Raw genomic sequence first — 23,595 nt, forward strand, 5'->3', positions numbered from 1 at the left:
CAACAGTCATCAAGCCGTGTGTTCCTTTTCAAGCACCACCTTGAGAACCTGTTGCCGCTGGTGCTCCCCGAACTCCCGCAGGGCCTGATCGAGGCCGGCCACATCACCCCGGGTACTCGCGCCCGCCAGGCGCTGGAACAGGCGGATGGTCTCGGAAAGCTCACCATCGAAAGCCTGCATCGCCACGTAATAGGTTCGGCTGATCGCTGGTTTGAAGTTCTCCAGTGTTTCCTCAAGAAACGGGTTGGCCACCATGCGATAGGCCGAGCGCATAATGTTAAAACCTGCTTCGATGGCTTTTTCCCAGGACTCACGTCCCTTGAGCTGACTGCTTGTAAGCACTATCTGCAAGTCCGAGATTTCCTTGCTCAGCCCCGCAAGGTCGGCCGTTGACCAGCGCTCAAGCAGATTCCGTCCCAACATGCATAACAGTTCGATATAGATGTCATACAAGCCGTTCACCAGGTTTGGCGTGAGCTGGGAAACGACCGCGCCACGACGGGGGAAAATTTCCACCAGATGACGTCGTTCAAGAATCAGAAGAGCCTCGCGTACCGAGCCACGGCTGACATCCAGTTCCCCGGCCACCTTGAGTTCCTGAATGCGTTCACCCGGCGCCAGCTGGCCTGAAATAATGCGCTGACCTACGAACTGGGCAATCTGCTCGGAAAGACTTTCTGGCGCTTGGAACTGCATGAAATGTGATGCCTGCCTTACAGTGTGGAAATCGGTCTTGTTCTGGTGTCAAAACAGGCTGGGAAGTGTATCACAGCATTTCCCCGCCCGGAGTGTACTTCGGGGCATCAAAATAGCGGCAACCGGGCAGATCCGGCCCGTTAACAACAGACCAGCCCCCTATGCGTCAAATTCCTGGCAAAACGACAACGCTTAGCCATTTCCATATAGAACCAGCCTTAGAATAAACCCTTTAGTCATTGTAATTAAATACTATTTAATTTATGGCACCGGTCATGCTTGGCAAGAGTAAAATCCAGCCAGGATCTGCGCTATGCCAAGCAAGAACACCCCAAACATTGCCCGCCTCGGTGACAGTGCCAATCAATTGGCCATCATTCGGCAAGCGACGGCTGACTGGCAGCAGAACAGTAACCCGTTTACGGTGCTCAGTCGGCGAATGGCGACCAGCCTGGTTCTGGAAGAATTGATCGCGATTTTTACGGAAGTGCTGGAAACCCTGGTGCGATTTGATCAACTGACCTACCGTCACCGGATCGGCAAACAGGATCTGGTGTTCCGTAGTGGCCTGGGTGGCCAGCACCGCTGCGAATATCGCCTATCCCTCCAGGGTGAGCACTACGGCGAGCTTACACTGGCACGTCGCCACCGGTTTGATGAAGTCGAGTTGACGGCCATAGAACAGATGCTGGCCATCGCCATCTGTCCGATTCGAAACGCCTGCCAGTACGCCGTGATTGAACAGGCCACCCTCACAGACTCACTGACGTCCGCGCCCAACAAACGGGCCCTCGATCTGGCGCTGAGCCAAGCCTGCAGTGTTGCCGAACGCCACCGCGAGAATTATTCGCTCATCATCTGCGACCTCGATCATTTCAAGCAGGTCAACGACACCTACGGGCATGTGATCGGGGACCATCTGCTGAAGGCCGCAGCCCGTGAGATTGAACTGGCGGTCAGAAGCTCGGATCAGTCCTACCGGTTTGGCGGAGAAGAATTCGCGGTTTTACTTCCCCATACCGAAGAGAAAGACGCTCAGGTCGTGGCGGAGAGAATCCGCAGGCGGATTGCCAATCTGACAGTAGATTGCGGTGATGACGACGTGACGGTGACCGTCAGCGCCGGAGTGGCGACAAGACAGCGCAACGAGTCTCCGGAACAGTGGCTGGCCCGTGCCGATGAAGCCCTCTACCGGGCCAAGAGCTGCGGCCGGAATTGCACCAGCATTGCCAGCAGGATTGCCCGATCCACCGGGTGAACCAGACAATCCTGAGCGAGACGTCAGCGTTTAGGGGATTTCTGGGGAGCTTTGCGACGACCTCCGGCCGGTTTACTGTCGCTGACCTGCCATTTGGAACCCGACGGTTTACGGGCCGAACGTGGAGGCTGCTTTTTGCGCAACCGCTCCTGGGAGGTTTTCTCGCCTGGGGTTTTATGGGGAATCGCGACGGGCTCCAGATCAACCGAACGGCTCAGGTCGTCTGTGGCTTTCTGATCCAGCTCTTCCCATCGGCCAACAGATAACCGGCTGGGAAGGAAAATCGGCCCGTAACGAACCCGCTTCAGGCGACTGACCCGCACACCCTGAGACTCCCACAGGCGACGAACCTCACGATTACGCCCTTCCATCAGGGTTACGTGAAACCACCGGTTAAGACCACTGCCGCCGGCCGGGCTGACATCCGTAAACTGCGCCATGCCGTCGTCCAGCAGAACGCCCTCAAGGAGGCGACCGATCATCGCCTCATCCACTTCGCCGAAAATCCGCACCGCATATTCACGGTCGATCTCATGGGACGGGTGCATCAGCCGATTAGCCAGCTCACCGTCTGTGGTGAACAGCATCAGGCCGGTGGTATTGATATCAAGACGGCCTACGGCGATCCAGCGCTGGTCCTTGAGGCGTGGGAGCTGGTCAAACACGGTAGGACGCCCCTCAGGATCTTTGCGGGAAGTCACTTCGCCTTCCGGCTTGTTGTAGACCAGCACCCGACGAACCACCTCTGCAGCCGCCTCAAGATCAATCCGCCGGTCGTCGAGTTCGACCCGGTCGGTGGGCAGGGCTTTCTGTCCCATGACCGCAATCTCGCCATTGACCTTCAGCCGCCCCGCCTCAATCATCGCCTCGATGGTTCGGCGTGAGCCCAGGCCTGCCCGGGACAGCAACTTCTGCAGACGCTCAGGTTCTGCGACAACCGGGGCGGACGTATGTTCGCGACGGGAACGATGTGATCCCATGATGTGATCCTTTCAAGTCATTCGGTGAATGTGCCGGTACGATGAACGTGTGCCGGCACTCAGTGTAGGGTCTGCTGCGAATCCTGGGAGGGCGTATCGCCCTCCCCAGCGGCGTCCGGCTGCGTCTCAACAGACTCGGAAAACGCAATCTCGCCCTGCATGTTTTTTTCAATCTCGCGACCAATGTCTTCCAGGTCACGCACTTCGGACAGAGGCGGCAACTGGTCGAGACTGGTCAGGTTGAAATAATCCAGGAACTGGCGGGTGGTGGCATACATCGCAGGCCGACCCGGCACATCGCGATGCCCGACAACGCGAACCCATTCCCGTTCGAGCAAGGTACGAACGATATTACTGCTGACGGTTACCCCGCGAATTTCCTCAATCTCACCTCGGGTGATCGGCTGGCGGTAAGCAATCAGCGCAAGGGTTTCGAGCAACGCCCGAGAGTAACGCTGGGGTTTCTCCTCGAACAGTCTCGAAACCCACTTGGCGTAGTCTTCCCGCACTTGCAGACGATATCCGCTTGCCACCTTCTTAAGCTCAAAACCGCGACCTTCACAGGCGGCCTCGACCTGTACCATGACATGTTCCAAAAGCTGTCGGGCGGGCCTGTCGTTGTCGTCGAAAAGCTCCTGCAACTGATCCAGCGACAGCGGTTTACCCGCCGCCAGCAAGGCAGCTTCAACAATAGCCTGTAAATGACGGATACGTTCTTCGTTCATGCCAGCTCTAACCGGGATGCCTGTATATATATGAATTCTGCTCCGCCGAATCAGTCGGCAGCACGGGAGCGGATATGGATGGGAGCAAATACGTCACTCTGCACGACTTCAATCAACTGCTCTTTGACCAATTCGAGGGTTGCCAGAAAGGTCACAACGACCCCAAGCCGCCCCTCCTCCGGGGTAAACAGGCTTTCAAAGCTGACGAAACGGTCACCGCTGAGCGCCTGCAAAATCGACGACATACGCTCCCGGGTTGAGAGTTTTTCCTTTTCTACATGATGACTGGTAAACAGGTCAGCCCGTTTAAGCACACCCTGCAGCGCCAGCAACATCTCACGCAGGTCGACGTCGGGGTGCGGCTGGCTCGCCGGCATCTTGGGCAGGGCCGCAGATCCGACAAAGTTATCGCGATCAAGCCTCGGCATCTCATCGATGTCCTCGGCCGCCTTTTTAAAGCGTTCGTACTGCTGCAGACGCCGGATCAGCTCAGCCCGCGGATCGTGTTCTTCGTCGTCTTCGCTTTCCTGGCGCGGTAACAGCATGCGGGACTTGATCTCCGCCAGGGTCGCCGCCATCACCAGATATTCCGCGGCCAACTCGAAACGCATGGCTTCTATGGCGCCAATATAGTCCATGTACTGGCGGGTAATTTCGCTCACATCGATATCAAGGATATCCATGTTCTGACGCCGGATCAGGTACAGCAACAGATCGAGCGGGCCTTCAAAGGCCTCCAGGAAAACCGCCAATGCGTCCGGCGGAATATAGAGATCCTTCGGCACTTCAACCAGCGGCTTACCGGAGACCATTGCCAACGGCCCTACCCCGGCAGGCGCATCGTCCTCCGGGGCATCTATGGTCGGGTTGCTGGCGGCGTCTTCCATCATATCCGGATCGGTCAGTTCTGCGGGCTTAGCGATAGCTCAGGCCCATCGCCTCACGAACTTCCTCAAGGGTATCCCGTGCCGCATCACGAGCTCGTTCGCAACCTTCTTCGATGATGGCACGGACGAGATCGGGGCTGCTCTCGTATTCCGCGGCCCGCTCATGCAACGGACGCTGCTCTTCCACAATGGAATCAATCAGCGGCTTCTTGCACTCCAGACAGCCGATACCGGCACTCCGACAACCGGCCTGAACCCACTGCTTGGTATCTTCATCCGAATAAACCTCGTGGAGACCCCACACCGGACATTTCTCAGGCTCGCCCGGGTCGGTCAGACGAACGCGCTGGGGATCTGTCTGCATGGTGCGAATTTTCTGCGCCACACTGTCCGGCTCTTCGCGCAGGCCAATGGTGTTGTGGTAGGACTTGGACATTTTCTGGCCGTCCAGTCCGGGCATCTTGGATTCCGGCGTCAGCAGCGGTTGCGGCTCAGGCAGAATAACCTTGCCGCCGCCTTCAATATAGCCGTATAGGCGTTCACGGTCGCCCAGGGAAATGTTCTGCTGTTCTTTCAGCAGCGCACGGGCAGTTTCCAGAGCTTCCAGATCGCCCTCTTCCTGAAAACGCTTTTTCAGCGAACGGTAGAGCTTGGCGTTCTTCTTGCCCATCTTGACGATGGCACCTTCCGCCTGCTCCTCAAAGCCCGGCTCTCGTCCGTAGATATGATTGAAGCGGCGCGCAACTTCCCGGGTAATCTCCACATGGGATACCTGATCAGCACCCACCGGGACCCGGCCAGCGCGATACATCAGAATGTCAGCACTCTGCAGCAGTGGATAACCCAGGAAACCATAGGTCGCCAGATCCTTTTCCCGCAGCTTTTCCTGCTGATCCTTGTAGGTCGGTACCCGCTCCAGCCAACCCAGCGGAGTAATCATCGACAACAGAAGGTGAAGCTCGGCGTGCTCCGGTACCTTCGACTGAATGAACATGGTTGAGGAACCGGGATTGACCCCGGCAGCCAGCCAGTCGATGACCATGTCCCAGACACTCGCTTCAATGGCGCTGGGATCGTCGTAATTTGTGGTCAGAGCGTGCCAGTCTGCAACAAAGAAGAAGCACTCGTATTCATGCTGGAGTTTCACCCAGTTTTTCAGCACACCGTGGTAGTGACCAAGGTGAAGCTTGCCAGTGGGGCGCATTCCTGACAGCACTCTTTGCTGGGAATCTACAGAACTCAAAGCATGAACTCCTTCTTTTCAACGTTGGGAGGCCGGCGCCTGAAGCCGCCAGAGGCGCTACAGGGGACCTTGATCCAGCCTGTCGGGACAGGGCTGACCGGCCATTATAGACCGATGCGAACGCCAGAGTAAGGCGCTCCAGCCCAAAAGCACAAAACCCCCGCCTCCGGCATAACCGGAAGCGGGGGTTTTGTCAGGAGGCAACCAGCTTACCAGCCAGTCAGCTCCTTCAGTGCCTGACCGATATCGGCCAGGCTACGCACGGTTTTAACACCAGCGTCATTCAGGGCAGCGAACTTCTCGTCCGCAGTACCCTTACCACCAGAGATGATGGCACCGGCGTGGCCCATACGCTTGCCTGGAGGTGCAGTAACACCGGCAATGTAGGAAACCACCGGCTTGGTTACGTTTTCCTTGATAAACGCAGCCGCTTCTTCCTCGGCAGTACCACCAATTTCACCGATCATCACAATCGCTTCAGTCTGCGGGTCTTCCTGCAGAAGCTTGAGAATATCAATGAAGTTGGAGCCCGGGATCGGGTCACCACCAATACCGATACAGGTAGACTGACCAAAACCGAAGTCAGTGGTCTGCTTGACGGCTTCGTATGTCAGGGTACCTGAACGGGAAACAATACCCACCTTGCCCGGCTTGTGAATATGGCCCGGCATGATACCGATCTTGCACTCACCCGGAGTGATCACACCCGGACAGTTCGGACCGATCATACGCACACCCTTACGATCGACGTACTCTTTGGCGTACAGCATGTCGATGGTAGGAATACCTTCGGTGATACAGACGATCAGCTCGATACCGGCATCTGCCGCTTCGATGATGGCATCTTTACAGAACGGCGCAGGAACGTAGATAACAGTCGCCTGAGCACCGGTAGCCTCTACGGCGTCACGAACGGTGTTGAACACAGGCAGACCCAGATGGGTGGTTCCGCCTTTGCCGGGGCTAACGCCACCAACCATCTGAGTGCCGTATTCGATAGCCTGCTCGGAGTGGAAGGTGCCCTGTGCACCGGTGAAACCCTGGCAGATGACTTTGGTATCTTTGTTGATCAGGACGCTCATTACTTACCTCCCGCAGCTTTAACGACTTGCTCAGCAGCATCCGTCAGGCTGGTTGCAGCGATGATGTTCAGGCCGCTTTCTGCGAGCACTTTGGAACCCAGTTCAGCGTTGTTACCTTCGAGGCGAACCACGACCGGTACCTTGACGCCAACTTCCTTAACCGCACCGATAATACCCTCAGCAATCATGTCGCAACGGACAATACCACCGAAGATGTTGACCAGAACTGCCTGTACAGCATCGTCAGACAGGATGATCTTGAACGCTTCGGTAACGCGCTCTTTGGTCGCACCGCCACCTACGTCCAGGAAGTTGGCCGGCTGGCCACCGTGCAGCTTGACGATATCCATGGTGCCCATGGCAAGGCCTGCGCCGTTAACCATGCAACCGATGTTGCCTTCAAGAGCTACGTAGTTCAGCTCCCACTTGGCAGCGTCGGCTTCGCGCTGATCTTCCTGGGAAGGATCGTGCATTTCATGGATTTTCTTCTGACGGTACAGAGCGTTGCCGTCCACATTGATCTTTGCGTCGAGGCAGTGGAGGTCGCCCGCCGGGGTGATAACCAGAGGGTTGATCTCGAGCAGAGCCAGATCGTAGTCTTCAAACAGCTTTGCCAGACCCAGGAAAATCTTGGTGAACTGGCCAACCTGCTTGCCTTCCAGGCCGAGTTTAAACGCCAGCTCACGACCCTGATAAGGCTGAGCGCCGACCAGCGGATCGATGCTTGCCTTGAGAATCTTCTCCGGAGTTTCTTCCGCTACCTTTTCGATTTCCACGCCACCTTCAGTGGAGGCCATGAAAACGATGCTGCGGGTGCTGCGATCAACAACAGCGCCCAGGTAGAGTTCCTGATCGATGTCAGTGAGGGACTCAACAAGAATCTTGCTAACCGGCTGACCATTTTCGTCCGTCTGGTAGGTGACCAGGTTTTTGCCCAGCCAGTGCTCTGCGAACTCGCGAATCTCGTCTTTGCTCTTGACCAGCTTCACACCGCCAGCCTTGCCGCGACCACCCGCGTGTACCTGAGCCTTGACAACCCAGGCATCTCCGCCGATTTCGTCAGCAGCCGCAGCCGCTTCTTTTGGTGTATCACAGGCAATGCCCTTGGATACAGGCAAGCCATATTCAGCGAACAGCTGCTTGCCCTGATATTCGTGCAAATTCATAGTTTTTTGTCCCGTTATTGATGGAGGATAACCACGTACGGAATTTGAATCCGCCAACTGCGAATTCCGTTCGACATACCGGGGATCACCTCAGTACGCCATAGCGCGCCAGAAAGCTACCACCTTATGGCAACGGGGCGCCCACATTGGCGCCCCTGCTCTCATGACTGCGTTACTTCTTCTTGCGACGGTTAGCGATATGGATCGCACCGCCATTCACACCCAGTGCCGCTTCGTGCACGGACTCAGACAGAGTCGGATGCGCAAAGCAGGTCAAAGCCAGATCTTCAGCGGTGGAGCCGAACTCCATGGCAATAACGCCCTGGGCAACGATCTCGGAAGCCTGCGGACCACTGACATGGAAGCCGAGGATACGATCGGTTTTTTCGTCAGCGATGATCTTCACAAGACCGGATGCTGCGTTGGCCGCCATCGCACGACCATTCGCCGCGAATGGGAAGGTGCCCACTTTGTAGGCCTCGCCTTCAGACTTGAGCTGCTCTTCGCTCTTGCCCACCCAAGCCACTTCCGGTGCGGTATAGATAACGCTCGGGATGCAGTCGTAGTTGACCTGCGGCTTGTGACCGGCAATGCGCTCAGCAACCATCACACCTTCTTCAGATGCCTTGTGCGCCAGCATCGGTCCGCGCACTACATCACCGACCGCCCATACGCCAGGAGCGTTGGTCTGACAGTTTTCATCAACAAAGATGAAGCCACGCTCGTCCAGATTCACACCGGTGTCGGCCTCAAGCAGGTTGTCGGTGTTGGGACGACGACCAACAGCAACGATCAGCTTGTCGACCTTCAGCTCCTGCTCACCCTTGGTATCTTCGTAGTTAACGTAGACCAGATTGCGCTTGACCGAAGTGCCGGTAACACGAGCCTTCAGGTTGATGTTCAGGCCCTGCTTCTTGAACTGCTTCAGCGCATCTTTCGCCACTTGCTGATCAACCGCAGGCAGGAACGTGTCCTGGGCTTCAAGGATAGTGACTTCAGAACCCAGACGGGCCCAAACACTACCCAGCTCAAGGCCGATCACACCAGCACCGATGACACCCAGACGCTTGGGCACTTCGTCAAATTCCAGGGCACCCTCGGAATCGACAATGAAGCCTTCCTTCAGCGGTGCCGGCGGAATCTCTACCGGAGTAGAACCCGTGGCAATGATGACATTTTCAGCCTCGTAGACAGTGACTTTGCCATCACCATCAGTGACCTCAACCTGACGATTCGCCAGCAGACGGCCGCGACCGTGGATGGAAGTGACGCCGTTGGCCTTGAACAGCTGGGCAATACCGCCCGTCAGCTGATTAACAATGCCACTCTTACGTTCCATCATCTTGGCGATGTTGATCTCAACACCCTGGGCTTCAATACCCTGCTCCGCAAAGTGCTCGCTGGCTTCCTCGTACTTGTGGGAAACCTCCAGCAGGGCCTTGGACGGAATACAGCCCACGTTCAGACAGGTGCCACCCAGAACCTGTTTGCCCTCTGCTGAGGTCCAGTATTCAACACAGGCAGTTTTCAGACCCAGCTGAGCAGCTTTGATGGCCGCAACATACCCACCTGGACCCGCACCAATGACGATAACGTCGTACTTATCAGACATGTTTTATCCTGTTTACTGATTCGATGAGTGACAGATTCAGACGTCCAGCAGAATGCGCGCCGGGTCTTCGACCATTTCCTTGATGGCTACCAGGAACTGGACAGCTTCTTTGCCGTCGATCATACGGTGATCGTATGACAGAGCCAGATACATCATCGGCAAAATAACCACTTCACCGTTCACCGCCATCGGACGCTCCTGGATCTTGTGCATACCCAGGATGGCCGTCTGTGGCGGGTTAAGGATCGGGGTGGACATCAGAGAGCCGAATACACCACCGTTAGAGATGGTGAAAGTTCCGCCGGTCATTTCCTCAATACCAAGCTTACCGTCGCGGGCTTTGGTGCCATATTCGACGATTTTCTTCTCGACATCAGCCAGACCCATGGCATCGGTATCACGCAAGACCGGTACCACCAGGCCCCGATCGCTGGACACGGCAACGCCGATATCCTGATAGCCATGATAAACAATGTCATTGCCGTCGATAGACGCGTTCACCATCGGGAAACGCTTGAGCGCCTCGGTAGCTGCCTTGACGAACAGTGACATGAAACCGAGCTTGATGCCGTGACGCTTCTCGAAGCCGTCCTTGTACTGCTTTCGCAGATCCATCAGCGGCTTCATGTTGACCTCGTTGAAGGTGGTCAACATGGCCGCATTCTGCTGTGCACTCACCAGACGCTTGGCAATGCTTGCACGCAGACGGGTCATCGCTACCCGCTTCTCCGGGCGCTCGCCGGCGGCCAGTGCAACTTGCGGCGCAGGTGCAGCAGCGGGAACTACGGGCGCTGCGGACTTCTGGCCGTCAATGTGATTCTGAACGTCTTCCTTGGTAACCAGACCGCTCTTTCCGGTGCCTTTGACGGCAGACGCATCAACGCCCTTCTCTTCGGCAAGCTTGCGGGCTGCCGGGCTCAGTACCGCATCGGCTGATGCCGCCGCAGGTGCTGCTGCAGCTTCCGGAGCTGGCTCTGCCTTGGCGGCGGCCGGCGCCGCAGCGGCACCTTCCTTGAAGCGGGCAATAACTTCGCCGCTTTCAATGGTGTCGCCTTCACCCTTGATAACTTCTTCAATCACACCATCAGCAGGTGCAACAACTTCGAGGACCACCTTGTCTGTCTCAATATCGACAATCAGCTCGTCACGAGAACAGGCTTCACCAGGCTGCTTGTGCCAGGTCGCTACAGTGCCCTCAGCGACCGACTCTGGAAATACGGGGGCTTTAATCTCAATTGACATCTCTGTTCCTTAAGTTCGGTAGCTCGTCAGATTTCAAACGCGTCGTTCACCAGCTTCTTCTGCTCCTCAATATGGACAGAGGTGTGTCCACAAGCAGGAGCCGCAGATGCTTCGCGACCGGCATACTGGAGATATAGCTTCGGATTCAGGCGAGTCAGAGCGTTTCTCATGTGGTGCTGACTACAGTACCAGGCACCCTGGTTCATCGGCTCTTCCTGACACCAGACAACATGCTTCAGTTTGGTGTGTTGCGCCAGAATTTCATCCAGATCGTCCGCAGGGAACGGGTACAGCTGTTCAAGTCGAACTATAGCCACATCCTCGCGTTCATCTGTTTTCTTCTTCTCAAGCAGATCGTAGTAGACCTTGCCGCTACAAAGAATCATCCGGGTCACTTTCTTCGGATCGGACGCTTCAATTTCCGGCAATACCGTCTGGAAGGTACCTTCCGTCAGGTCGTCCAGGCTGGAAATGGCTTCCTTGTGACGGAGCAGGCTCTTCGGCGTGATCGCAACCAGCGGCTTACGCAGCGGGCGTTTAACCTGACGACGCAGCATGTGGAACACCTGCGCCGGCGTGGTCGGAACGCAGACCTGAATGTTGTGCTCAGCGCACAGCTGCAGGAAACGCTCCATACGAGCCGAACTGTGTTCTGGTCCCTGACCTTCATAACCATGGGGCAACAGCAGGGTCAGACCACACAGACGTCCCCACTTGTGCTCACCGCTGGTGAGGAACTGATCAATAACCACCTGAGCGCCGTTGGCAAAGTCACCGAACTGGGCTTCCCAGACAATGAGTGCATTGGGCGTGGTGGTGGAATAGCCATATTCAAAGGCCATGACCGCTTCTTCTGAAAGCAGCGAGTCATAGATATCGAAGTAAGGCTGTTTTTCTGACAATTGCTGCAGGGCTACGTGGGTTGAGCCGTCTTTCTGGTTATGCAGCACGGCGTGACGGTGCGAGAAAGTCCCCCGCCCCACGTCCTGACCAGTCAGACGAATCGGGTGCCCTTCATTCAGCAGCGTGGCATAGGCCATCACTTCACCGTAACCCCAGTTGATGGGCAGTGCGCCGGCTGTCATCTTGCTGCGGTCATCAATGATCTTGGAGACCTGACGCTGAACCGCAAAACCTTCGGGAACCTGGGAAAGCTTCTTGCCCAGTCGCTGAACAGTCTTCAGCACCACGCTGGTCTTGCACTTCGCCGTCCACTCGTGACCAAGGTAAGGTGCCCAGTCAACGTAAAGCTCGGTATTGGGTTCTTTGACCAGCGACTTAACCACGTGCTCGCCTTCATCCAGAGCGTCGCGGTACTCGAGCTCCATCTGCTTGGCTTCGTCAGCACTGATAACACCCGCTTCAATCAACCGGTTCGCGTACAGCTCACGGGTGGTTTTCAGCTTGCGGATCTTGTCGTACATGATCGGCTGGGTGGCGGAAGGCTCGTCGGCCTCGTTGTGGCCTCGGCGACGGTAGCAAACCAGATCGATGACCACGTCGTTCTTGAACTCGTTGCGGTAGTCCATCGCCATCTGGCTGGCAAACAGGACCGCTTCAGGGTCATCCGCATTGACGTGCAGAATCGGCGCCTGAACCATTTTGGCAACATCGGTACAGTATTCAGTAGAACGCGCGTCTTCCTGCTTGCTGGTGGTGAAGCCAACCTGGTTGTTGATCACGATATGGATCGTGCCACCAACACCGTAGCCACGGGTCTGGGACATCTGGAATGTCTCCATGACCACGCCCTGACCGGCAAAGGCCGCATCTCCATGCATGATAATCGGAAGAACCTGACTGCCATCGGTATCGTCCCGGCGGGTCTGACGAGCTCTCACGGAGCCTTCAACCACTGGCGACACGATCTCAAGGTGGGAGGGGTTAAATGCCAGAGCCAGGTGAACCTCGCCGCCGGTCGTCATCACGTTGGACGAGAAGCCCTGGTGATACTTGACGTCACCGGAACCGAAGTCAGCCAGCTTCTTGCCTTCGAACTCGTCAAACAGTTCTTTCGGGTTCTTACCCAGGGTGTTAACCAGAACGTTGAGACGACCACGGTGGGCCATGCCGAGCACGATTTCCTTGGCACCGTAGCTACCGGCACGCTGAATCAGTTCGTCCAGACAAGGAATCAGGCTTTCGCCACCCTCCAGACCAAACCGTTTGACACCGGGGTAACGGGAACCCAGATACTTTTCCAGACCTTCTGCCGCTGTCAGTCGCTCAAGCAGGTGGCGACGTGTGTCAGCTTCATACTCGGGCCTGGAACGAACCGGTTCCATACGACGCTGGAACCAGCGTTTGATTCGGGTATCAACCACGTGCATGTATTCAGCACCGATGCTGCTGCAATAGGTTTCGCGCAGACCGTCAGCGATGTCGCCAAGTTTCATCGTTTCGGCGCCGAAATTCAGCGAGCCTGTCTGGAATTCCAGATCACGGTCGGCTTCTGAAAGCTCGTGGAATGAAAGACTGAGATCCTCAACCGGGGGACGAACCAGTACGCCAAGCGGATCGAGTTGTGCTTGCTGGTGGCCCCGAAAACGGAACGCATTGATCAGCTGCAATACACGAATCTGTTTCTTGTCTGCGTCGGATGTAGCACTTGCGGGAACGCCACCGGTAGACAGTGCACGCTGATTGCGTGAAATGTGCTCGAACTGTTCGCGGATAGAAGAATGGGCGACATCGGGACCCTGATTGCCATCGACACTGGGCAACTTGTCGAAATAGCTACGCCACTCTTCTGGGACGGCATTGGGATCAGTCAGGTAGGTTTCAAAAAGCTCTTCAACATAGGCAAGATTACCTCCCTGAAGATGGGAAGTCTGCCATAACTGCTCCATTATGCTTTCATGCATTTTGAATAGCTCACCTTGGGCTGGTGCGGGGAGCTATCTATGGTCGGCCAGGGGTATTGCACAGTCAATACGGGTTTCTACGCGATCGACTGTAGCCACCACAGACAGCACGGATGTTTTCCGTTCCCTCGTGGTTTTTATACTAAGTAAAGCCGTGACAGTTGCCTTTTAAGCCCTCGTCACGGCTTCCGTAGCTTGCACCCTTTTACTACCTTTGACCATAAGCCATTAGTTGAAAGTCCCGCCCCTTTGCAGGACTTTATTCAGGGTGCTGGCGATTTCAGAACAGTATAGCCAGTATTACGCCGTTGCTGCTCAGGTCGCCCGTTGCAGCAGCAGGTTCCGGATATGGCCGATTGCCCTTGTGGGGTTCAGACCTTTCGGGCACACGCTGACGCAGTTCATGATTCCGCGGCAGCGGAATACACTGAACGGATCATCCAGGTTTGCGAGGCGCTCTGCCTGAGCCGTGTCACGGCTATCCGCCAGGAAGCGGTAAGCCTGCAACAGGCCCGCAGGACCAATGAACTTGTCCGGGTTCCACCAGAAAGACGGGCAGGACGTCGAACAGCATGCACAGAGAATACACTCGTACAGACCGTCCAGCTTCTCACGCTCTTCCGGAGACTGCAGACGCTCAATCGCAGGTGCCGGATTGCTGTTGACCAGGTATGGCTGAACCTTTTCGTATTGCTTGTAGAACAGGCTCATGTCAATCACCAGATCGCGAATGACCGGCAGGCCCGGCAGAGGACGCAGAACCAGCTTGCCACTCTTGACGACCTGGGAAACCGGTGTGATACAGGCCAGACCATTCTTGCCGTTCATGTTCATGCCGTCGGAGCCACAAACCCCTTCACGACAGGAGCGACGATAGGCAAGCGTCGGATCCTTCTCTTTCAACAACGCCAGTACGTCAAGGATCATCAGATCCTTACCTTCCGGAAGTTCCAGCTCAACGTCCTGCATGTAGGGCGCATTGTCGGTGTCCGGGTTATAACGATAGATGCTTACCAACATTGACTGAATCTCCCCTTAATACGTCCGAATCTTCGGCTCGAATGTGTCGACCGTTTTCGGAGCAAAGTTAACATCGCGTTTGCCGACCCGCTGTTCGAGCGGGAAGTAAAGCGAGTGCTTCAGCCAGTTGTCATCGTCACGCTCGGTGAAGTCGTTACGGGCGTGAGCACCGCGACTTTCCTTACGCTCGATGGCCGAAACGGCTGTCGCAAATGCCACTTCGTAGAGGTTATCCAGCTCAAGAGCCTCAATACGCGCGGTATTGAACGCCTTGCTCTGATCAGCCAGCTTGGTCTTGCGAACACGCTCACCGATTTCCTTGAGCATGGCCAGACCCTTCTCCATGCTTTCACCGTCACGGAATACACCGAAGTACAGCTGCATGCAGTTCTGCAGGTCCTTACGAACCTCAGCAACGTCTTCACCATCCGCAGCGGCGTCAAGACGGGTCAGGCGCGCCATGGCGCGATCGATGTCTTCTTCTGTCGCGTCGTCAGTACCAAAGCCTTCGCGCAGCATCTGCTCAATGTGCAGGCCAGCCGCACGACCGAAGACAACCAGATCAAGCAGAGAGTTGCCGCCGAGACGGTTGGCACCGTGTACGGATACACAGGCCGCTTCACCACAGGCGAACAAACCTTCTACAACGGTGTCCTGACCGCTCTCATCCTGACTCAGAACCTGACCACCGATGTTGGTCGGCAGACCACCCATCATGTAATGACAGGTCGGAACCACAGGAACCGGAGCCTTGACAGGATCGACGTGGGCAAAGGTCTTGGAAAGCTCACAGATACCCGGCAGACGCAGGTTGAGCGTTTCCTCACCCAGATGGTCCAGCTTGAGCAGAACGTGATCCTTGTCAGGACCACAGCCACGACCTTCAAGAATTTCCAGAACCATGGAGCGAGCAACAACGTCACGACCCGCAAGGTCTTTGGCGTTGGGCGCGTAGCGCTCCATGAATCGCTCGCCTTCGGAGTTGATCAGGTAACCACCCTCACCCCGGCAACCTTCAGTTACCAGCACACCGGCACCGTGGATGCCTGTGGGGTGGAACTGCCACATTTCCATGTCCTGAACCGGGAAGCCTGCACGCAAGGCCATACCAATACCGTCACCGGTGTTGATCAGGGCATTGGTGGTAGAGGAGTAGATGCGACCGGCACCGCCGGTTGCCAGCACAGTAGCCTGAGCCTTGATGTAAGCCACCTCACCGGATTCGATGTCGATAGCAACAACACCGACCACCTGATTCTTGGCATTCTTGACCAGATCAACAGCGTACCACTCGTTCAGGAAAGTGGTGCCACCCTTGATGTTAGCCTGATACAGAGTGTGCAGCAGTGCGTGACCGGTACGGTCAGCAGCAGCACAGGTACGGGCAGCCTGACCACCCTTACCGAAGTCCTTGGACTGACCACCGAACGGACGCTGATAGATGCGACCCTGCTCGGTACGGGAGAATGGCAGCCCCATGTGCTCAAGCTCAAATACCGCCTGAGGACCTACAGAACACATGTACTCGATCGCGTCCTGGTCTCCGATGTAGTCGGAACCCTTGACGGTATCGTACATGTGCCAGCGCCAATCGTCGTTGGGGTCTGCACTGGCGATCGCACAAGTAATACCACCCTGGGCGGAAACGGTGTGCGAACGGGTCGGAAATACTTTTGTGACACAGGCAGTCTTTACGCCTGACTCGGTCAACTGCAGTGCAGCACGCATGCCTGCACCGCCGCCACCGATCACAATGGCATCGTAGGAAATGGTTTTGATATTAGCCATCTATTAAAGCCCCCAAAGAATCTGAACACCCCAGGCGACATAGACAAACATCGCCAACCCGCAAGCCGCCTGAACCAGGAAACGCGGCAGAGTTGCCTTAATGTAGTCAGTCGTAACAGTCCACAGCCCTACCCAGGCATGGGCGCCGAGAGAAAGGAGCGCCAGCAGACTGAAGATACGGAACCAGGTCTGACCGAACAGTGCGGACCAGGAGTCATAGTTCACATCGGTGGTCAGCGCGAAGCCGAGCAGGAAGATGGTATAGAGTGCGAGCACATAGGCGGTGACACGCTGAATGAGCCAATCATAGACGCCACTGCGACCGAGGTTAGTTACGCTGCTTACCATACCCAGACTCCTGCCAGAACGATGAGAATGACGGAAACCACGAGGGTGGCTTTTGCGGCGAGGCGGCCGCTTTCAAGATCTTCACCAATACCCATATCCATGAGCAGATGCTTGATGCCAGCTACCAGGTGGTACAACAAGGCGGACAGGATGCCCCAGATGATCAACTTCGGAAGGAAGCCGTCCAGCAGTTCACTAACACGAGCGAAGCCTTCTTCCCCGGAAAGGGAAACATCAAGGCCGTACAACAGGAAGGCAACACCTACGAAGATGATGATGCCGCTGACCCGGTGCAGGATTGACGTGATGGCTGGCAGTGGAAAATGAAACTTGCCGAGATCGAGATTAACTGGTCGTTTGCTATTCACAGCGCTCTCACACTCTCTCTTTGCTCCGCGCGTCCGGACGAAACCGGGGGCGGATGGTTGGTATGTAAGGATTGTCGTGTCTGTTTGTCGCGTTGAAACGAAGCCGTAACACGATTGGCTCTGGAGGGAGAGAAACCACCGCACGCAGACGTCGTTGCAGGCGCATTGGATTGGTGTATCCCCTATTCCGGGCTACGGATTATAAGGAGTGGCCATGGGAATTACAAACCTGCAACGTGCCAAACCCCCTGAAAATCAGGGCACAAAGGTCCCCGTTTGACTAATTAATTAGTCCGGCACATCAATTCGGAAGACCCACTTGCAAGCACTCAGACAGGAAAAGCACACTCTGATTTTAAACCTTTTATTCGCTCCTCCATTGACAAAAAAAGCCAACACCCTATATTTTGCCGCCTGTTTTGCCATAATACGCGCCTTCCCGCGCATTCAAAATGCTGATAAATAGGAGAGCACCATGACCGACAAGAAAGCAACGCTTTCGGTGGGTGACAAGTCCATTGAGCTACCAGTTTATTCAGGCACTGTAGGCCCGGATGTCATTGATGTACGAGGCCTCGTTCAGGAAGGCGTCTTCACTTACGACCCAGGATTCGTGTCAACGGCGGCGTGTGAATCCCAGATCACCTACATTGATGGCGCCAAAGGCGTTCTCCTGCACCGGGGCTACCCGATTGAACAGCTGGCAGAAAGCTCGGACTACCTTGAAGTCTGCTACCTGCTGCTGAACGGCGAACTGCCAACAGCAGAAGAGAACAAGCGCTTCCACGACACCGTGAAGAACCACACCATGCTGCATGATCAGATGCGCAACTTCTTCCACGGATTCCGTCGTGACGCTCACCCGATGGCCATCATGTGCGGCGTAGTAGGCGCCCTGTCTGCCTTCTACCATGATCAGATGGATGTGAATGACGCCCACCAGCGTGAAATTACCGCGCACCGCCTGGTTGCCAAGATGCCGACCATCGCGGCCTGGTGTTACAAGTACGCCAACGGCCAGCCCTTCATGTACCCGCGTAACGATCTGTCCTACGCTGAAAACTTCCTGTACATGATGTTCGGCACCCCTTGTGAGGAGTACAAACCGAACCCTGTCCTGGCCAAGGCCATGGATAAGATCTTCATCCTCCACGCAGATCACGAGCAGAACGCTTCCACCTCCACCGTACGTCTGGCCGGCTCCACTGGCGCCAACCCCTACGCCTGCATTGCTTCCGGCATCGCAGCTCTCTGGGGGCCTGCTCACGGCGGAGCCAACGAAGCGGTACTGGACATGCTGGCAGAAATCGGCGACGAATCCCGCATCGAGGAGTTCGTAGCCAAGGCGAAAGACAAGGAAGACCCGTTCCGCCTGATGGGCTTCGGCCACCGCGTCTACAAGAACTTCGATCCTCGCGCCAAAGTCATGCGCGAAACCGCCCACGAAGTTCTGAAAGAGCTCGGCCTGGAGAACGATCCCCTGCTGAAAATCGCCCAGCGTCTCGAAACCATTGCCCTGGAAGACGAATACTTCGTGCAGCGTAAACTGTACCCGAACGTAGACTTCTACTCCGGCATCATCCTCAAGGCCATGGGTATCCCGACCTCCATGTTCACGGTCATCTTCGCGATGTCCCGGACCATCGGCTGGTTCTCCCACTGGAACGAAATGGTCAGCGGCGACTACCGTATCGGGCGTCCGCGCCAGCTGTATACCGGCTCTGATTCCCGCGATTACCCGAAGAAGTAAGTCCGGTGGCTGCATCAGCAGCTGCAAATTAAAGGGGCCGCCTTCAGCGGCCCTTTTTTTGGCCCGCCCTCTGCAAACACCACCCTACCCTTGTCGACCTTGTAAATTCAGCCCCTTCTGCGATCATACGGAGCAGACCGCTATCTCACCGCTCTTTCAGGGGACGGATCATGACAACAAAAATTGCATTCATTGGCCTGGGCGTTATGGGCTTCCCGATGGCTGGACACCTTGCGCAAGCAGGTCATCAGGTATCCGTTTGGAACCGTTCTCCGGCAAAGGCACAACAGTGGGCACAGGCATACCCAGGCACTGCTGCTGAATCGATTGCGCAGGCGGTGGCCGGAGCAGCAGTGGTGATGACCTGCGTTGGCGCCGATCCGGACCTGATCGGCGTTTATGAAGGACCACAGGGAATCATCGCCAATGCACCGGAAGGCTGCATACTGGTAGACCACACCACCGCGTCTGCTGGCGTTGCGGAGCGCCTCGCAGGCGTGGCCAGAGAAAAGGGCCAGGCATTCATCGACGCGCCGGTCTCAGGCGGACAACAAGGGGCTGAGAACGGCCAGCTGACCATCATGTGCGGAGGCGATACCCAGGCCTACAACGCCGCCAAACCAATGCTCGACTGCTACGCCCGCGCGGTCAATCTCATGGGACCGGTCGGTGCCGGACAGAGAACCAAGATGGTCAACCAGATTGCCATCGCCGGCCTTGTACAAGGCCTGTCAGAAGCCATTCACTTTGCAGAAAACGCAGGCCTTGATGTCAGCAAAGTGATTGATGTGATTTCCAAGGGTGCCGCTCAGTCCTGGCAGATGGAAAACCGCTCAGCGACGATGATTGAGGGCGAGTTCGAACATGGCTTTGCCGTAGACTGGATGCGCAAGGATCTCGCAATCTGCCTGGAGGAGGCCCGCCGTAACCACTCCAGCCTTCCGGTCACCGCATTGGTTGACCAGTTCTATGGCGACGTTCAGGCCATGGGAGGGCGGCGCTGGGACACCTCAGCGCTGATTCAGCGCCTTCGCACGCACTGACCCCCGGCCGTGCCTCTGGTGGCGCCTCAGGGCGTCACGCCCCCCCTTGCCGTCCCCGGCAACAAAAGAACCACTCAAAATATATACACAACCGATACACAACGCGAAAACCGTTACAGGAAAAGGCGCTACTCTAGTCAGGTATGGTCAACCAACCGGCCGCCAACGACACGCCCATCTGCCCCGACCCGAGAGAGCCTATCCATGAACGAACAACAAATCGCACTCGTCCAGCAATCCTTTGCCAAAGTCGCCCCGATTGCCGACCAGGCCGCCGCCATGTTCTACCAGAAACTGTTTGAACTGGACCCTTCCCTGAAGCCCCTGTTCAAAGGCAGCATGGAGGAACAGGGCAAAAAACTGATGAAAATGATCGGGCTTGCGGTTAACAGCCTCGGCCGCCTTGATGACCTGGTCCCTGCCGTACAGAGTCTGGGCGAACGCCACAACAACTATGGCGTGAAAGACGGCGATTACGACACGGTCGGCAACGCCTTGATCTGGACCCTTGAGCAGGGCCTCGGCGACGACTTCACCCCTGACTGCAAAGACGCCTGGGTCAAGACTTATACCTTGCTGGCGGGCACCATGAAAGACGCAGCCTCAGCAGCCGCCTGACACCGCTAAAAAGCGAAAAGCCCGGAGCACATTCATGCATCCGGGCTTTTTGTGAACGGAACGCCGGGTCAGCGATTCTGGACCCACTTCCCGCCCTGATAGTAGGCTGTCCAACCGCTCGCCTTACCATCCTTCTCGCTCATCACGTACTGCTCTTTGGTCTTCCGGCTATAACGCACAACCGCCGGATTGCCATCTGGATCCTTGACCGGCGCCTTCATCAGGAAAGCATACTTCGGATCAATTTCGTCCTTGTGCGGCAACAATTCGCTGACAAGAGGCGCACGGGTTTCGCGATTTTTCGGGAACTTGCTCGCCGCCAGGAACAGCCCGGACGCACCATCTCTCAGGATGTATGTATCATCGACTTTCTGACATTGCAGCTCCGGCATCGGCACCGGGTCCATTTTAGGGGGCGCAGGCTCACCGCTCTTCAACAGCTTGCGGGTATTCTTGCACTCCTCATTGGTACAACCGAAGTATTTGCCAAAACGACCGGTCTTGAGCTGCATCTCTGAGCCGCATTTGTCGCACTCCAGTGTCGGCCCTTCATAACCCTTGATCCGGAAGCTGCCCTGCTCGACCTCATAGCCCGAACAATCAGGGTTATTACCACACACGTGCAGCTTACGCTTCTCGTCGACAAGGTAGCTGTCCATCGCCGTTCCGCACTTCGGACAGCGGCGCTTCATCCTGAGGAGACGGGATTCACCCTCCCCTTCGACATCATCATCTGCGCTGACCACCTCATCACCGGACACCAGGTTGATCGTGGTTTTGCAACGCTCTTTGGGCGGCAAGGCATAACCGGAACAGCCAAGAAACACACCGGTACTGGCAACCCGGATCTGCATCGGACGCTCACAGGACGGGCATGGGATATCGGTCTCGGTCGGCGTATTTCCGCGCATACCGTCGCTGCCATCCTGCCCCGCCACTTCAAGACGCTTGCTGAAATTGGTGTAGAAGCCATTCAATACGGCCTTCCACTCAATCTCACCTTCGGCAATATCATCCAACTCTTCTTCGAGCTTGGCAGTGAAATCGTAATTCATCAGGTCTTCAAACGACTCAGTCAGCCGTTCGGTAACGATATCGCCCATCTTTTCGGAGTAGAACCGGCGATTTTGCAACCGCACATAACCCCGATCCTGGATGGTCGAAATAATGGATGCGTAGGTGGATGGCCGACCAATCCCTTTCTTTTCAAGCTCTTTAACCAGGCTGGCTTCGGTGTAACGTGGAGCAGGCTTGGTGAAATGCTGAGTAGGATCAAGCTTCGCGAGCGTCAGCTCTTCGTTCACCTGAATATCCGGCAACGCAACATCTTCATCTTTCTTGGATGATTGGGGAGCAGCTTTAAGGAAACCATCGAACTTGATGATCCTGCCACGGGTGCGCAGCTCATAGTCACCGTTAGCTACGGCGATGGACGTGCTCAGGAATTCGGCATCAGCCATCTGGCAGGCCACGAACTGACGCCAGATGAGGTCATAGAGCTTCTCAGCGTCCTTCTCAAGGCCACTAATATCCGCCGCCCTTCGCTTGACATCCGTTGGCCGAATCGCCTCGTGAGCCTCCTGAGCGCCCTCCTTGCTGCCATACACCCTCGGCTGATCGGGAAGATAGCGATCACCAAACTGCTTGCCTATGAATTCCCGGCAACTGGTCACGGCGTCCTGACTCAGATTGGTTGAATCGGTACGCATGTAGGTAATAAAGCCCGCCTCATAGAGGCGCTGAGCCAGCATCATGGTTTTCTTGACGCTAAAGCCCATACGGTTACTGGCCGCCTGCTGCAGCGTCGAAGTGATAAACGGCGCACTGGGACGTGACCGGGTTGGCTTGTCTTCACGCTTGGCAACCCGGAATGAGCCCTGCTCCAGTCGCTGCACATGCTCCTGGCTCTGCTTTTCATTTTCCGGCCGATAGGCCTTGTCAGCGTAACGGGTAACTTCAAAGCGTACCGGCTTGTCAGCATTCTTCGCACCCAGATCGGCATGAAGCTGCCAGAACTCTTCCGGGACAAAGGCCCGAATTTCACCTTCCCGCTCAACAATCAACCTGACGGCCACCGATTGCACACGGCCGGCTGACAGCCCGCGGGCGAGTTTCGCCCACAGCAACGGCGAGACCATGTAACCCACAACCCGGTCCAGAAAGCGGCGGGCCTGCTGGGCATTGACCCGATTGGTGTCCAAGGTCCCCGGTTCTTCAAACGCCGCCTGAATCGCGCGCTTGGTGATCTCGTTGAACACAACGCGGCGATACTTTTCCGGCTCGCCACCGATGGTCTCCTGCAGATGCCAGGCGATCGCCTCTCCCTCGCGATCCAAATCCGTCGCCAGATAGATGTGGTCGGCGGATTTGGCCAGACGCTTGAGTTCGTTGACCACCTTTTCCTTGCCCGGGAGCACCTCGTAACGGGCCTGCCAGTTGTGGTCCGGGTCTACCCCCATACGCGCAACCAATTGCTCCCTGGCTTTGCGTTTTTTGTACGCAGCCTTTTCGTCAGGGCTCATCTTGCGGGTCAGAGCCGCCTGCTTGGCACGTTCCTTGGGGTCGCTTTGCGAGCCACTACCACTGACCGGAAGATCACGAATATGGCCGACACTGGACTTCACAATGTAATCGGAGCCCAGATATTTGTTGATGGTCTTCGCTTTCGCTGGCGACTCGACTATGACGAGACTTTTACCCATATCGGAGTTCTGTATCCTTGACGAAAATCGTTCGAATATTCAGCACATCATAAACTTGCTGGAAAATCAGGCGACTACTAAACACATCTTAGTCGCCTCTTTATATAGAGGCTCTGTTTTACAGGGTCAAGAAATCCAACACAACCCATTAAACAAAAAAAGCCCGGCAATGCCGGGCTTTTTCTGGTCGCGTGTCTGACAAG

Annotated in this window: 19 protein-coding genes; 4 read left to right on the plus strand and 15 right to left on the minus strand. The window is 56.1% G+C overall.

Features of this window, described 5'->3' with window-relative positions; translation table 11 throughout:
• Positions 1 to 9 precede the first annotated feature (9 nt).
• Positions 10 to 696, minus strand: coding sequence for a GntR family transcriptional regulator (locus BLV11_RS14415; protein ID WP_091815973.1), 687 nt, complete (start codon positions 694 to 696; stop codon positions 10 to 12).
• 313 nt (positions 697 to 1,009) lie between these two features.
• Here BLV11_RS14415 and BLV11_RS14420 point away from each other — a divergent pair, with 313 nt between their 5' ends.
• Positions 1,010 to 1,954 carry a GGDEF domain-containing protein gene (locus BLV11_RS14420; protein ID WP_091815976.1) on the plus strand — a complete coding sequence of 315 codons (945 nt, stop codon included), beginning with the start codon at positions 1,010 to 1,012 and terminating at the stop codon, positions 1,952 to 1,954.
• 23 nt (positions 1,955 to 1,977) lie between these two features.
• Here BLV11_RS14420 and rluB read toward each other — a convergent pair whose 3' ends face one another.
• From rluB to sdhC, 13 genes are all read right to left on the minus strand, one after another.
• Positions 1,978 to 2,934 carry a 23S rRNA pseudouridine(2605) synthase RluB gene (gene rluB / locus BLV11_RS14425; RefSeq protein WP_091815980.1) on the minus strand — a complete coding sequence of 319 codons (957 nt, stop codon included), beginning with the start codon at positions 2,932 to 2,934 and terminating at the stop codon, positions 1,978 to 1,980.
• A gap of 59 nt (positions 2,935 to 2,993) precedes the next feature.
• Positions 2,994 to 3,659, minus strand: a complete 666-nt coding sequence (gene scpB, locus BLV11_RS14430; protein WP_091815982.1) for an SMC-Scp complex subunit ScpB — start codon at positions 3,657 to 3,659, stop codon at positions 2,994 to 2,996.
• A gap of 50 nt (positions 3,660 to 3,709) precedes the next feature.
• A complete protein-coding gene (locus BLV11_RS14435; protein WP_425433837.1) occupies positions 3,710 to 4,549 on the minus strand; it encodes a segregation and condensation protein A in 840 nt (279 codons plus the stop codon).
• Positions 4,550 to 4,574: 25 nt separating this feature from the next.
• Positions 4,575 to 5,789, minus strand: a complete 1,215-nt coding sequence (locus tag BLV11_RS14440) for a tryptophan--tRNA ligase (RefSeq protein ID WP_175528363.1) — start codon at positions 5,787 to 5,789, stop codon at positions 4,575 to 4,577.
• Positions 5,790 to 5,998: 209 nt separating this feature from the next.
• Entirely contained in the window at positions 5,999 to 6,871 is an 873-nt protein-coding gene (gene sucD / locus BLV11_RS14445) for a succinate--CoA ligase subunit alpha (protein WP_091815988.1), read from the minus strand.
• Complete coding sequence (gene sucC / locus BLV11_RS14450) at positions 6,871 to 8,037, minus strand: ADP-forming succinate--CoA ligase subunit beta (protein WP_091815991.1); 1,167 nt, start codon at positions 8,035 to 8,037, stop codon at positions 6,871 to 6,873. Before sucC ends, sucD begins: the two co-directional genes overlap by 1 nt.
• 172 nt (positions 8,038 to 8,209) lie before the next feature.
• Positions 8,210 to 9,649: a dihydrolipoyl dehydrogenase gene (gene lpdA / locus BLV11_RS14455; protein WP_091815994.1), complete on the minus strand. Its 1,440-nt coding sequence runs from the start codon at positions 9,647 to 9,649 to the stop codon at positions 8,210 to 8,212.
• Positions 9,650 to 9,685: 36 nt separating this feature from the next.
• Complete coding sequence (gene odhB / locus BLV11_RS14460) at positions 9,686 to 10,891, minus strand: 2-oxoglutarate dehydrogenase complex dihydrolipoyllysine-residue succinyltransferase (protein ID WP_091815999.1); 1,206 nt, start codon at positions 10,889 to 10,891, stop codon at positions 9,686 to 9,688.
• Between the two features lie 26 nt (positions 10,892 to 10,917).
• Entirely contained in the window at positions 10,918 to 13,755 is a 2,838-nt protein-coding gene (locus BLV11_RS14465; protein WP_091816002.1) for a 2-oxoglutarate dehydrogenase E1 component, read from the minus strand.
• A gap of 315 nt (positions 13,756 to 14,070) precedes the next feature.
• A complete protein-coding gene (locus BLV11_RS14470) occupies positions 14,071 to 14,775 on the minus strand; it encodes a succinate dehydrogenase iron-sulfur subunit (protein WP_091816005.1) in 705 nt (234 codons plus the stop codon).
• Positions 14,776 to 14,790: 15 nt separating this feature from the next.
• A complete protein-coding gene (gene sdhA, locus BLV11_RS14475) occupies positions 14,791 to 16,563 on the minus strand; it encodes a succinate dehydrogenase flavoprotein subunit (RefSeq protein WP_091816009.1) in 1,773 nt (590 codons plus the stop codon).
• Between the two features lie 3 nt (positions 16,564 to 16,566).
• Positions 16,567 to 16,911, minus strand: coding sequence for a succinate dehydrogenase, hydrophobic membrane anchor protein (gene sdhD, locus BLV11_RS14480; RefSeq protein ID WP_091816012.1), 345 nt, complete (start codon positions 16,909 to 16,911; stop codon positions 16,567 to 16,569).
• Positions 16,905 to 17,279, minus strand: a complete 375-nt coding sequence (gene sdhC, locus BLV11_RS14485) for a succinate dehydrogenase, cytochrome b556 subunit (RefSeq protein WP_091816016.1) — start codon at positions 17,277 to 17,279, stop codon at positions 16,905 to 16,907. The genes sdhD and sdhC overlap by 7 nt, the downstream gene beginning before the upstream one ends.
• A gap of 475 nt (positions 17,280 to 17,754) precedes the next feature.
• Here sdhC and gltA point away from each other — a divergent pair, with 475 nt between their 5' ends.
• From gltA to BLV11_RS14500, 3 genes are all read left to right on the plus strand, one after another.
• On the plus strand, positions 17,755 to 19,029 hold the full coding sequence (gene gltA, locus BLV11_RS14490; protein WP_091816019.1) for a citrate synthase: 1,275 nt from the start codon (positions 17,755 to 17,757) through the stop codon (positions 19,027 to 19,029).
• 170 nt (positions 19,030 to 19,199) lie between these two features.
• A complete protein-coding gene (locus BLV11_RS14495) occupies positions 19,200 to 20,072 on the plus strand; it encodes an NAD(P)-dependent oxidoreductase (protein WP_091816023.1) in 873 nt (290 codons plus the stop codon).
• A 204-nt stretch (positions 20,073 to 20,276) separates the two neighbouring features.
• Positions 20,277 to 20,690, plus strand: coding sequence for a globin family protein (locus tag BLV11_RS14500; RefSeq protein WP_091816026.1), 414 nt, complete (start codon positions 20,277 to 20,279; stop codon positions 20,688 to 20,690).
• Between the two features lie 68 nt (positions 20,691 to 20,758).
• Here the strand turns inward: BLV11_RS14500 and topA are convergent, their stop codons facing one another.
• On the minus strand, positions 20,759 to 23,392 hold the full coding sequence (gene topA, locus BLV11_RS14505) for a type I DNA topoisomerase (protein ID WP_091816030.1): 2,634 nt from the start codon (positions 23,390 to 23,392) through the stop codon (positions 20,759 to 20,761).
• Between the last annotated feature and the right edge of the window lie 203 nt (positions 23,393 to 23,595).

Origin of the sequence: Marinobacter mobilis (assembly GCF_900106945.1) — a bacterium.
Classification (GTDB): Bacteria; Pseudomonadota; Gammaproteobacteria; order Pseudomonadales; family Oleiphilaceae; genus Marinobacter; species Marinobacter mobilis.